The sequence below is a fragment of the Megamonas sp. Calf98-2 genome (assembly GCF_900110235.1).
In the GTDB taxonomy this organism is placed as follows: Bacteria; Bacillota; Negativicutes; order Selenomonadales; family Selenomonadaceae; genus Megamonas; species Megamonas funiformis.
In genome coordinates this window covers 1-12,242 of record NZ_FOCY01000001.1, presented here as the reverse complement: position 1 = coordinate 12,242, position 12,242 = coordinate 1, and the positions used below count along the sequence as shown (strand labels likewise).

At 23.4% G+C, this 12,242-nt stretch carries 13 protein-coding genes and 1 pseudogene; 4 read left to right on the top strand and 10 right to left on the bottom strand.

Annotated features, from left to right (window positions below; genetic code table 11):
- Nucleotides 1-29 precede the first annotated feature (29 nt).
- From BMX03_RS00070 to BMX03_RS00060, 3 genes are read left to right on the top strand one after another with little or no spacing between them, the layout of a single operon-like run.
- Nucleotides 30-1,238 (top strand): O-antigen ligase family protein, encoded by a 1,209-nt coding sequence (locus BMX03_RS00070; RefSeq protein ID WP_091693095.1) that lies wholly within the window; start codon nt 30-32, stop codon nt 1,236-1,238.
- The gene (locus BMX03_RS00065; RefSeq protein ID WP_091693093.1) at nt 1,231-2,184 is read left to right on the top strand and encodes a glycosyltransferase family 2 protein; all 954 of its coding nucleotides are present in this window, start codon (nt 1,231-1,233) and stop codon (nt 2,182-2,184) included. Before BMX03_RS00070 ends, BMX03_RS00065 begins: the two co-directional genes overlap by 8 nt.
- Complete coding sequence (locus BMX03_RS00060; RefSeq protein ID WP_091693090.1) at nt 2,181-3,158, top strand: glycosyltransferase family 2 protein; 978 nt, start codon at nt 2,181-2,183, stop codon at nt 3,156-3,158. Before BMX03_RS00065 ends, BMX03_RS00060 begins: the two co-directional genes overlap by 4 nt.
- Nucleotides 3,159-3,161: 3 nt before the next feature.
- Here the strand turns inward: BMX03_RS00060 and BMX03_RS00055 are convergent, their stop codons facing one another.
- From BMX03_RS00055 to BMX03_RS00015, 9 genes are all read right to left on the bottom strand, one after another.
- A complete protein-coding gene (locus BMX03_RS00055; RefSeq protein ID WP_008539630.1) occupies nt 3,162-3,587 on the bottom strand; it encodes a hypothetical protein in 426 nt (141 codons plus the stop codon).
- 29 nt (nt 3,588-3,616) lie between these two features.
- Nucleotides 3,617-4,699, bottom strand: coding sequence for a glycosyltransferase family 52 (locus BMX03_RS00050; RefSeq protein ID WP_091693087.1), 1,083 nt, complete (start codon nt 4,697-4,699; stop codon nt 3,617-3,619).
- A gap of 12 nt (nt 4,700-4,711) precedes the next feature.
- Nucleotides 4,712-5,680 carry a glycosyltransferase family 8 protein gene (locus BMX03_RS00045; protein WP_008539628.1) on the bottom strand — a complete coding sequence of 323 codons (969 nt, stop codon included), beginning with the start codon at nt 5,678-5,680 and terminating at the stop codon, nt 4,712-4,714.
- A 20-nt stretch (nt 5,681-5,700) separates the two neighbouring features.
- A complete protein-coding gene (locus BMX03_RS00040) occupies nt 5,701-6,684 on the bottom strand; it encodes a glycosyltransferase family 2 protein (RefSeq protein ID WP_091693085.1) in 984 nt (327 codons plus the stop codon).
- Nucleotides 6,681-7,715, bottom strand: coding sequence for a glycosyltransferase (locus tag BMX03_RS00035; RefSeq protein WP_091693083.1), 1,035 nt, complete (start codon nt 7,713-7,715; stop codon nt 6,681-6,683). The genes BMX03_RS00040 and BMX03_RS00035 overlap by 4 nt, the downstream gene beginning before the upstream one ends.
- A gap of 98 nt (nt 7,716-7,813) precedes the next feature.
- The gene (locus tag BMX03_RS00030; RefSeq protein ID WP_177159332.1) at nt 7,814-8,197 is read right to left on the bottom strand and encodes a MarR family transcriptional regulator; all 384 of its coding nucleotides are present in this window, start codon (nt 8,195-8,197) and stop codon (nt 7,814-7,816) included.
- Nucleotides 8,157-8,534 carry an AlbA family DNA-binding domain-containing protein gene (locus BMX03_RS00025; protein ID WP_091693081.1) on the bottom strand — a complete coding sequence of 126 codons (378 nt, stop codon included), beginning with the start codon at nt 8,532-8,534 and terminating at the stop codon, nt 8,157-8,159. The genes BMX03_RS00030 and BMX03_RS00025 overlap by 41 nt, the downstream gene beginning before the upstream one ends.
- Nucleotides 8,535-8,560: 26 nt before the next feature.
- On the bottom strand, nt 8,561-9,652 hold the full coding sequence (locus BMX03_RS00020; protein WP_091693078.1) for a glycosyltransferase family 4 protein: 1,092 nt from the start codon (nt 9,650-9,652) through the stop codon (nt 8,561-8,563).
- Between the two features lie 6 nt (nt 9,653-9,658).
- Nucleotides 9,659-10,633, bottom strand: a complete 975-nt coding sequence (locus BMX03_RS00015; protein ID WP_018999386.1) for a glycosyltransferase family 9 protein — start codon at nt 10,631-10,633, stop codon at nt 9,659-9,661.
- A 90-nt stretch (nt 10,634-10,723) separates the two neighbouring features.
- Here BMX03_RS00015 and BMX03_RS00010 point away from each other — a divergent pair, with 90 nt between their 5' ends.
- Nucleotides 10,724-11,539: a polysaccharide deacetylase family protein gene (locus BMX03_RS00010; protein ID WP_091693075.1), complete on the top strand. Its 816-nt coding sequence runs from the start codon at nt 10,724-10,726 to the stop codon at nt 11,537-11,539.
- A gap of 53 nt (nt 11,540-11,592) precedes the next feature.
- On the opposite strand, the pseudogene BMX03_RS00005 reads toward BMX03_RS00010, so the two are convergent.
- Nucleotides 11,593-12,242, bottom strand: a pseudogene (locus BMX03_RS00005) (IS3 family transposase); the annotation flags it as partial.

The window sequence follows — 12,242 nt, the reverse complement described above, 5'->3', positions numbered from 1 at the left end:
GATCTAATTATATTAATGGAGGTTTCATTATGTCAAAAGAGAAGATTATATCTAGTTTAGATAATCTTATTTTTGCTTGTCTAGTTATTTATTCATTAACTTTTATTACTAATATTAATACCAAATTTTTATTTTTCGCTTTTTATATATGTATTTTAAAATTATTTTTTATTAAACCCAAAATTAATTTATCCACAAAACATATTCATTTTATAATATTATTTATCACCTGTTTATTTATATCTCTTATATCTAATAACTTATTACAATTAGATAATATTACTGAATATAAATCTGATGTTCTAAATCCTCTAATTGGACTAATTATATTTTTTATTTATAAAATAACCTATAAGAAATTTTTAATATTATTATCAACTTTTTCTATTTCATTATCTATAAATGCCTTAATTATTTTATATCATTCTTATTTAGGAGAAGTTGGTCGTCCTGTAGGATTATGTGATTTTCATTATATGTTTTTAGCTGGTGTTAATTTATTAATAATACCATTTATTCTAACTTATTCTCTAAATAACACTACATATTATAATAAATTACATTGGTTATTTCGTTTTACTATTTTTATAAATATTCCTGCTTTAATATTTGAAAATACTCGTATTGTTTGGTTAGCTTTTTGTATCATTTTTCCATTAGTAATTTTCCTAGGAATAAAAAATAAATTCAAAGCATTTCTTATCATTTGCTGTATAGCTATCTATAGCTTTGGGATCTTCCAAATGTCTCCACAATCTACAAATAGATTAGAAAGTATTACTAATAATAACTATGAAAACCAACCTAATTATGAACGTTTATTAATGTGGCAATCAGCTTCTAATATGTTTATTGATCATCCTATTTTTGGTGTAGGCTATGGAAATTACTATACTAACTATATTTCAGAATATCGTTCTCCTTTAGCCAGAGAATACCAACGTCACCCACACAATACGTTCTTAGAAAAATTATCTGAAGCTGGTATTTTAGGAGGTATTAGTTATTTATTGCTAATATTATATTTTATTTTTAATAGCGTAAAAACTTTTATAAAAAACAAAAATCCTATTAATTTATCTTATTTAGCTTGCATATTAGCATATTCTATTGGTTGCTTAACAGATTGTTTATATTCATCATACAATTTAAAAGAATTAACTTATATATTTTACTTATTTACAGGAATATATTTGATTTTAAATTCTTATATAAAACAGGAGCATAAATATGAATAAAATTAGTATTATTATTCCTATTTATAACGTAGAACAATATTTACCACAATGTTTAGATAGTATTATTAATCAAACATATAAAAATTTGGAAATTATTTTGATAAATGATGGTTCTACTGACAATTCTGGTAAAATTTGTGACAATTATGCTAAAGTAGATAATCGCATCCATGTTTTTCATAAAAAAAATGAAGGTGTTAGTTCTGCTCGTAATCTAGGATTAGAGAAGTGTACTGGTGATTTTATAGGTTTTGTTGACCCAGATGATTTTATAGAACTTAATATGTATGAACTACTCTATAATGAGCAACAAAAAACAAATGCTGATATTGTTTGGTGTAATTATTATAATTATTTTTCTAACGAACATTATAATATAGTAAATATATTTAATGAAAATAAACTCTATAAATTACCTTTTGCAATAAATAAATTAGGTATTGATTTATTTATTAATAAATATTATGAACACTCTCATCTTTGGTCCAAATTGTATAAAAAATCTATATTTGATAATATAAAATTTCCTTATAAGAAAACATTAGAAGATCTTTCTATTTTTTTACCTACTCTTATGAAAGCAAATATAATTTGTGTAATACCTCAAGCATTATATTATTATAGAAATAATCGAATAAATAGCCTTATTAATCTTTCTAATAAACAAACAATAAATATAGAAGCTATTGAAACTTATATAATTTTTTCTTTAGACTATGCATACTATTTTCCTAATTATCCTTATAAAAATATGCTCCTTTTTAATTCTTATAAAAATGCTTTTGATATATGCATGAAAAAAAATTGTTATACTTTATATCAAAAAATATTAATTTATCAATTAAAAAAATTATTATTAACCACTTTACCTTTAAATATAAAATATCGTATCCTTAAAAGATATATTTTATTTCTACTTAGAACTCTATTAAGGAGGTTTTTATGATTAAAATAAGTATAATCATTCCTGTTTATAATGTAGAAAAATATCTTGCAACTTGCTTAGATAGTGTTATAAATCAAACATATAAAAATTTAGAAATTCTTCTAATTGATGATGGTTCTACTGATTCCTCTGGCTTAATATGTGAGCAATATTCTCAAAAGGATCCTAGAATAAAAACTATTCATAAAAAAAATGGTGGTTTAAGTGATGCTAGAAATGTTGGTATATCTTATGCCTCGGGAGATTATATCGCCTTTATTGATTCTGATGATTTTATTGATATAAACACTTTTACTATTCTAAATCAATATATAAAACAATATAACGCAGACATAATTACATTTAATTATTATGACTATTATAATAAAGATAAAATATCTCCTCATTTACTTTTTAATAATTTAAAATTTTACGCTCAACAAGAATTTCACTCTACTTTTGCTAAAGATTTATTTAATAAATATGAAATGAATGTTACTGCATGGAATAAAGTATATAAAAGAAAAATATTTAATAATATAAAGTTTCCATATGGAAAATTATTTGAAGATACTTTTTCAGCTATGTATATACTCAATCAATGCAACAACATTTTAGTTATACCTGATACTTTATATTATTATAGACGTAGAAATGATAGTATCATTGGTAAACATATTCAAGAAAAAAAGTATAATATTATTAATATCGATTCTATTGAAGCCAAAATTATGTCTGCTGTTGATTTTTATATTTTTGCTAATCATAATAAAGAATCAACAGAAATGTTATTTCGTATTTTAAAGAACTCTCTTGATGATATTCTATTTTCTGCTAATAGAAATCAATATAAGAATTATGAATTAGCTTTAATTTATTTATTAAAAAATCTTTATAAAAAACCCCAGCTATCTCTAAAAATAAAATTTGGAATATTAAAACGTTGTTTTAATATAGAATTATATCGTAGATTAATAATATTATTTAAAAAATAATATCTATTTTATCTCTTTGTCTATTTTTAATAATATCTTTTTCTTTATTATATAATCTAATTCTATTTTCAAAACTATTAATATACACATCATGAACATAATAAAGACTAATCCTATTGTATTTTTATTAGCAATTGTATTTAACATAAGTCCACAACACGCTATAAATAAGGATATTGCTAATGCATTGAACATACAATAATTATTTAAATAAACATCTTCAACAATTTCTCTTAATCTCTTAACACCTAAAAATTTTTCTCTTTTGCTACAATATTTAATTGCAAAAACTATATATTTTTTAACATTATTATCATTATTATTTTTAATTGCTATTTTAACTTTTTTTCTAAATACAAAAATTATAAATACCGCAATAATAGCAATTACAACCAATAACATATTTATATTGAATACTAAATCATCCATTATTTTTACCTTCTTAAAATAATATTGTTTTATTTAATAATACTATTTATATCTTGTTCATTTTCTAAAAAAATTACTTTCGATTTTATAAAAAGTAATTTGTATGGTATATTTACTTTCTTTAAAAACACTTTACTTAAACTAATCACTTTTACTTTATTAGTTGAAAATTTTTCTACATTTAATAACGCTGATGATTGATAACTTATTACCGCTTTTAATTTAGTATTTGCATAAAATAATAATTCTGCCGGCTCTATTTCTTTATAAATCTTCAACTGTTTAAAATTCTTTTTATAATAGTTTAATTTTTCCTTACTATCATTTGGATGAGGTTTATAATATAAAACTGCTTTTTCTCCTAATGTAGATAATATTTTTCTCAAACAATTTACTTCTTCTTCTACTGTAAATAAACCTTTTTCTACCATTGGTTGACTTAAATATAATATACTTTCTTCTTGAAATGCCTCTTTTAATAACTGCTGAGATTTTAAATTTTGCATTGCTTGATTTATCATTTCAACAGTTATTTCTTTTGTCGCAGGTGATTTTCTTTGTAAAAGCCATGGTTGATACATGATATCCAATTTCCCTGCAGGACTTTCACCTTCTGCTTCTGTATTAATATACATATTTCCTTGTATTCCTGATATCCACTTTAATAAATATGTTTTTACTTTATGAAATAATGCATGACTCTTTTTACGCCTTCTATTTTCATTGATATATGAATATACACCATCTTCAAAACGATAAAATTCATTTTTACCAACAGCCATTACTAATAATTGATTTACAGGAGATATATCTACCCCAATAAAAACTTTATCAATATTTAAAGGTTTAATATTTTCTTTTACATAATTGGCTTGTTTACGATAAGATTCTTTTTTATTTTTACTAGATAACCAATCTAATAATAAAAAGACTTGTTTATATCCACATTTTGTAGTTGACATGTATATCATTAACTTATTTGTTTTCCATTTTTCATATCCATGAGGATGCATTAATACTAAATAATTTTCATCTTTTTTATAAATACTATGAGCTAATATAAAACACGTTAATAAATGGTATGGCGTATTTACTACAAATAAATTTTTCATAATTTATTTCCTCTATAATTTACTTTTTATTTTATAAACAGCATATTTTAAATACCAATAAAAGGCATTAATATATTTTCCATAAAGAAAACTAGAACGCCCCATCATTTTCATACTTTTATAATTAACAGGTTCAATTAAAGGAATATTTCTCCATAATGACTCTTTTGAAACTGATAAAAAATGTTTTTTAAATGGGTGTAAACACCATTTAGTCCAAGGTTTATATCTACCTACATAATGTACAAAAATCACATTTTCAGGTACTTTCCTTTTCTTATGTTTCATATTTAATAAAAAGTCATATTTTTTATCTAAATATAAACATTTATTATCTAATATTATATTTAATGCATCTTGATCTAACCATGGTAAATTTCCAACATTATCAAAAGATACTTTTATAACTTTATCAGATATATTTTCTTCATTCCATTTTTTTACATCAATATACATAAAACCTGCATTAAAATATTGATTACTTTTTAACGATAATAATTTTATTTGTTTTTCTCTTACATATTTTAAATCACCAACTACTGCTACTATATTATTTTTCAAATCTAATTTCATCAAATTTGATAAACTACCAAAACATTGTATATCCGCATCAATATAAATTAATCTATCTACTATATTATTTAAAATTTTAGGCATTAATAATCTATTATATGTGGCTTTTGCAAAATGTGTTGTGGATGGTAATTTATTAAAAATATTTGGATTTATAATATAAATTATCATTGCTATATTATACTGTTTTGCAAATTTTTCTAGCAAATTTAAGGAAATAAAATCTATAGTATCAATAAATATATGAAAAATAATATTTTCATTTGGATTATTTTTCACTATTGAAGTCATTGATACTCCCATAGGTCTAATAAAATTTTTGTCTATACCAAATCCTATATTTATATATGAATTATAATTCATATTATTCATATTATATATTATTTTTTCTTTTACAAAATCATTCATTACAAACCTCTACATTATCTTTATTTTTTTAACTTTTTCCAAAACATTGATAATCTTCTATATTTCTCATATAAACTAGCATTATATTTTAATAAACATATTTGTCTTTTATATTTTATTGATAAATTATTATTTTTATATAAATTTATTAATTTTTTTCTAGTTTCATTCTCTATTTTTTTATATTCTTCTCTATCAGATAAAGTATATATCCTATCTAATAATCTTTTATAATGTCTATATAAATTTACACTACAAGCATTATAACAGTTTATATAATCTAAAGTTTTATCATTTTTTACATTTTGTAAAAACAATTCATGTTCTCTTACATTATTTAAATATGCCTCAATTTTTTTATTACTAGTTAAACTACTCTTTCTTATTCTTTTATTATAAAAAACTTTTTTCATGCAATAAAAAGATTTTGCATATTTTATAGTCGGATATAGAATTCTTAAATCTTCTCCTAAATTTACTCCTATGGGAAATCTAATATTCCTAAAAATATTAGATTTATATAATTTATTAAAAATAATCATATCAAAATTTTTATATTTAAAAATAACTTCTATTAATTTATTCTTATCTTTAAAAATCTCATCTTTATCTAATTTAAAAAATATACTATTCTTATTATTTTCATCAATTTGTTGATAATTACAACTAACAATGTCTACACCAAAAGTTTTTATAATCCCAAACATTTCTTCATACATATTAGGTTCAATATAATCATCTGGATCTACAAAAGCAATATAATCACCTTTAGCAATATCTAATCCTTTATTCCTAGCAGAACTAACACCTCCATTTTCTTTATGTAATACTATTATTCTATCATCAATCTTCGCATATTTATCACATATAATTCCACTTTTATCAGTTGAACCATCATTTATTAATATTACCTCTATATCTTTATATGTTTGATTTATTATTGATTCTATACATTTTTCCAAATATAATTCTACATTATATATTGGTACTATTATACTAATCATAAAAATTCTTTTATCCTTCTCTCATAATTTTTATACATAAGTTTTAAATTAAACTCTTCATTAATAAATTTATATGCTTTTTTACTAAAAAATACTCTTATATTTTCATCATTTTTCATTCTTAATATATTATTAGCTAAATCTAATACATCATTTTCTTTTACTAATAATCCCGTTTTTTCATTTAATATAATTTCATTTACACCTGGAACATCCGTTGCTATTATTGGTGTTTTTGAAGCCATTGCTTCACATAATACTAATGGTAAACCTTCATAATGAGTAGCCAATACAAATAAATCTGTTTTTACTATTAAATCTTTAAAATTACCTTCTATTATTTTTATATTATTATCTAAATTATGTTCAGAAATATACTTTTCACATTTTTTTCTAGTTTTTCCTATACCCATTAACACTAAATTTATATTTTCTTGTTTTTCTTTTACTAAATATTCTACAGCTTGAATAAGTGTCATCTGATCTTTTTGTTTACTGAAACGAGCAACCATTCCTACTGTGAAAATGTCATGCTTTTCCTTTGGTAAATCAAAACTTTGTATATCAATACCATTATAAATTACTTCTACTTTTGATTTATCTATACCTTGCTTAATCAAGTGATTAGCTACGCCCTTTGATACACAGATATATTTATTTGTATACTTATCTAATTTTCGTGTTAAATAACGTCTAAATGGTGTATACTTCTCCGTATTATGTTCTACATGTATTAATTTAACTGGTATTTTAGCATATGCTAAGGCTAATTTAGTCCAAATATGTGTACTATATCCATGAACGATAATTAAATCTGGTTTACTATGTCTAATAAATTCACCTAAAGATAATATATAGTCTATAGTAAATTTATCTTTTATAACAATAATTCCTTTTAAATCTGTATTATTGTATTTACGAAAAATATCAATAACTTCATAACCTCTAGTTTTTAAATAATTACTTATATCTATTGCAATATTAAGTGAACCTGATGGATTTCCAGATACAATACTTAAAATCTTTTTCACTAAATTCACATCCTTCTAACTTTACCATCCAATTACCATCCAATTACCATCCAATTACCATCCAATTACCATCCAATTACCATCCAATTACCATCCAATTAATTTCCCATTCTTAATATATCTGCTAATTTTTGTACACCTACATAAAGCTCTAATTTTGTTAATGATTTTGAATATGCTCTACCTCGTCCATTACCTGTGATTACTATTAGATCTGTATTACTTAATTCTTTTATTGCTCTTTGAAAAACATATTTACTAAGTTTTAATTCTTCTTTTAATTCTTTTGCTGTATATTTATTTTTACCATTTTTATCAATATAAGTAAAAATTAACTTAGCTTCCTTTGATAAATTCGGATATGTAGAAACTAAATCTACTTTCCATATTTTTATGTTTGTTTCTTTGAAATTAGTTTCTACCTGTGGTTGTTTAAAACTATTAGTAAATAGGTTTCTGTTGATGAGTTGCTTCTGGTACATTAATAATTATTATTGATTTATCTTCTATTTTTTTTATTTGTACATCGTTATTAGATAAAAGATTATAATTTACTTTATTAGTATTTAATATACATGTCCAAAAATCATCACATACTTTAGTTGGATTTTCAACACCTGTAATTTCAAATTTATTTTTCTCTATATTTTTTATCTCAGTAATACCTAAAATAATTTTACCACCATGTGTATTTGCAAACGCACTATATGTTGACCAAAGATCTTTCGGTAAAATTCTCTTGCACTGTTTACATTCTATATCTTGATTTTCTGCTTCTAAATTATTTATAAAAGTAACTATATTTTCTTCTGTCTTCATTTAACATTAATATCTCCTATAAAACATTAATTAGTTTTATTATCTATTATCTCATTATATACTTCTATAATCTTTTTTATCATTATTTGATTAGCAAAATCTTTTTCTACTTTTTTCCTTGCAATTACTCCCATTTTGCTACATAAATCTTTATCTTGAGCTAATATATTTATCTTATTTACTAAATCATCATCATCATTATATTTTACAAGAAATCCTGTTTCTTTATCACTTATAACTTCACCAATACCACCAACATTAAAAGCTATAGCTGGCTTTTGCATTGCCATCCCTTCAGCTAAAACCAATCCAAATGTTTCAAAATATGATGGTAAAACCATAACATCTGCTATATCTATATAATTTTCTACATCTGTCTTATGACCTAATAAATGTACTCTATCTTGTAAATGATATTCTTTTATTTTTTTCTTTAAATCACTGAAACCTTTTCCTTTACCAATTACTACAAGATGCCATTTTTTACTAACTTCATAAATTTTCAATACATCAAGTAAATGCTGATGTCCTTTATTTCGCAAATTTTTAATACGCGAAACTATAATCATAGTAAAAGCCTCTTGTGGTATATTATATTTTTTTCGTAATAAATTTTTATTTTGTCTATTTGGCTTAAATTTTTCAATATCTACACCATTATAAACAACTTGTATTTTTTCAGCTAAAAAGCCTTCTTTTATTGCAGATTTCCTAGAAAACTCACTTACAGCAATAATCTTATCCACTTGATTTATAATGTCTTTCACTTTTGCTGGTAATACACCATGAGCTGTATATACTATAGGAATATCTAATTTATACTTATTTCGTGTCTTTACGGCTACAATACCTGCTGCTTCCGAATTGGCATGTATTAAGTCTATATTATATTTTTCTACAATACGTTTTAATAATAATCCTGATACAAACTTACTTAATCTAATCGGTAAAAAAAAATGTTTTATTCCTTCTTTTTGTAATTCAACCGCCAACGCTCCACCAGCAGAAGCAATAAAAACATTGTAGCCTAATGATTTTAAACTACAAGCTACTAAAGCTACATATGATTCAGCACCACCTATATTCATACGAGGTACTAATAATAAAATATTTTTCATAAAAAATTACTCCATAATTTTTCTTAAAGAATTAACAATATTTTCTACCTTTATATTTTCTGTTAAAACCTCACAACGATATAATGATTTTTCAGGAGCCCATGCGTCTAGATGTGCTTTTGTATGAATATAAAATAAACAAACTGTAGGTACATCTACTGCCAAACCTAAATGCATAGTCCCTGTATCCACACTAATTAAAGCTTTACAATTAGCTAGTAGCGCTCCAAGTTGAGCAATAGTTGTCTTATCTACTAAATTTATAAAATCATCTTTAGCTATTTTAGACAATTCTTCTCCATATTCTTTTGCTACATTCCCTGCACCTAATAGTAATAAAGTATAACCTTTACTTTTTAATGTTTGTATTAATTCTTTACAATCTTTTAAAGGCATATCTTTTTCTTTCTTTTTAGATGTAGTACATATTGCTACTAATTTATTATCTTGTATATTTAAACCTTCTAATAACACTTCAATATCATCATATGATGATTCTGGTGGTATAAATTTCATCGGTAATTCTCTTATAGCTTTTTTACTATATTGTTCTAATAAAATACTATTTTTAGTCTGTACTTTTGTCTTACCATGATAATCTATTTCTCTAGGATTATCTAATAAAAAATTTATTATACCTTTATTTTCAGCATATACTTTTTTAGCCCCAAATAATTTTGCTAAAACAATACCTCTTTCATTACCATAGATAACAAAAGCTGCTTCAAAGCCTAATTTAAATTTTTCTTTATATTCTTGATAAAAATTCCATGCTCCCTTTACACCATGATGTTTACCCTTTTTATCATAAGCTACTACTTCATCTACTCCATCACAGTAGGTTGCTACTTCTACAAATGGCTTATTAACAATAAAAGTTATATGTGAATCTGGATATAATATTTTTATATTTCTACATAAAGGATTAGTAAGTAAAGTATCTCCAAAAAAAGATGTATTAATAACTAAAAATTTTTTCATAAAATCTTTCCTTAAAAATTTATTGAATATCTTCTTCATATTCGTATAATATATTATTATACACTATATCTAAGGTTAGGAAAAATTATTATGTTTATACTATTATTGATTATTTTATGTATATTTTTTATCTTATATTTAAAATTTAAAAATTATGTACCAATTTTAATGTATCATCGTATAGCCAATATTCCTGGTGATAGAAATGCTCTACCTAAAGAAAAATTTGCCGAGCAACTAGAATATTTATCCACACATAACTATCATACTATTACACCAGAACAATTATATAATCACTTCGTAAATAAGACTAAATTACCTAAAAATCCTATTCTACTAACTTTTGATGATGGATATCAAGATAATTATCTTGAAGCCTTACCGCTATTAAAAAAATACAATATGACTGCTGTTGTTTTTCCTATTTATAATTGGATTGGTAAACCTAATAAATGGGAAAATTTCGGTAAACAAGAAACAACTACCATGAATTTAACAGAATTAAAATCTTGGCTTAATTACGGTCTAGATATCCAACCGCATACTGCCGACCATCCGTTCCTAACTCAATGTAATGAAGAAAATTTAAATTTAGAAATTATTGATACTAAAACAAAATTTGAAAAATTATTAGATAAACCTATGGATTATCTTTGTTACCCATATGGTTTTTTCAATCAACAAGTAATAAATATAGTAAAAAAAGCAAATTATAAAATGGCATTTGCTATCTTTGAAAATGTTCCACTTTGGCATATTAACCTTTTTGCTCTTCCACGCATTCCCATACCTTCACACCAAAAAATGTGGGAATTCAAATTAAAAGTAAGCTCTATTCATATTATTTTCGTTGCAATGCGAAAATGGGAACGACAATTTAAACAGATAAAAAATAAACTTAAATAAATAAAAATCCTCAAGAATATAATGATGTGCACCCAAAATATTGGACATATTAATTAGACTACTAATTGAAACTTAATTCTGTATTCTACAGGACTAAGTTTCAATTAGTTTTATCTTTATCCGTTTTGTATTATAATATTTTATATAAGATTTTAACTCTTTTATAAAATCTTCAACGGATTTGAATTTTTTTAAATAGAATAATTCGCTTTTTAGCAAACCAAAGAAATTTTCTATTACGGCATTATCTAAGCAATTGCCTTTTCGGCTCATGCTTTGGATAATGCCTTTTTCTTTTAATAACCTCTGATACCTCTTATTTTGATATTGCCATCCTTGGTCTGAATGTAGAATTATCCCTTTCGCTTCTTTTATCTTTCTATTACATAATGCAAATTCTGTTACATCTGTTGCCCATTTTTCGTTTGGTTTTTCTGCTTTGAAATTTCTATTTAATATATTTTTAGCTATTTTTCCTTCTTGCCCTCTATACGATTTATATTTCTTTGCTCTTACTTTGCATGTTAAATTTTCTTCTTTCATCAATCTCATAACTACTTTATGATTGATTTTTATTCCTTGTTTATGCAGATGCATAGTTACTCTTCTATATCCATATCTTCCATGATTTTTATTACAAATATTATGAATTAATGTTTTTAATCCTTTATATTTATCTTCTCTAGATAATTTTTTTAATGCA

Coding starts and splice junctions, on each gene's coding strand:
- BMX03_RS00040 (WP_091693085.1), bottom strand. CDS start 6,684: ATGATTAGTATAATAGTACCAATATATAATGTAGAATTATATTTGGAA.
- BMX03_RS00045 (WP_008539628.1), bottom strand. CDS start 5,680: ATGAATGATTTTGTAAAAGAAAAAATAATATATAATATGAATAATATG.
- BMX03_RS00015 (WP_018999386.1), bottom strand. CDS start 10,633: ATGAAAAAATTTTTAGTTATTAATACATCTTTTTTTGGAGATACTTTA.
- BMX03_RS00065 (WP_091693093.1), top strand. CDS start 1,231: ATGAATAAAATTAGTATTATTATTCCTATTTATAACGTAGAACAATAT.
- BMX03_RS00060 (WP_091693090.1), top strand. CDS start 2,181: ATGATTAAAATAAGTATAATCATTCCTGTTTATAATGTAGAAAAATAT.
- BMX03_RS00055 (WP_008539630.1), bottom strand. CDS start 3,587: ATGGATGATTTAGTATTCAATATAAATATGTTATTGGTTGTAATTGCT.
- BMX03_RS00010 (WP_091693075.1), top strand. CDS start 10,724: ATGTTTATACTATTATTGATTATTTTATGTATATTTTTTATCTTATAT.
- BMX03_RS00030 (WP_177159332.1), bottom strand. CDS start 8,197: ATGTACCAGAAGCAACTCATCAACAGAAACCTATTTACTAATAGTTTT.
- BMX03_RS00070 (WP_091693095.1), top strand. CDS start 30: ATGTCAAAAGAGAAGATTATATCTAGTTTAGATAATCTTATTTTTGCT.
- BMX03_RS00025 (WP_091693081.1), bottom strand. CDS start 8,534: ATGAAGACAGAAGAAAATATAGTTACTTTTATAAATAATTTAGAAGCA.
- BMX03_RS00020 (WP_091693078.1), bottom strand. CDS start 9,652: ATGAAAAATATTTTATTATTAGTACCTCGTATGAATATAGGTGGTGCT.
- BMX03_RS00050 (WP_091693087.1), bottom strand. CDS start 4,699: ATGAAAAATTTATTTGTAGTAAATACGCCATACCATTTATTAACGTGT.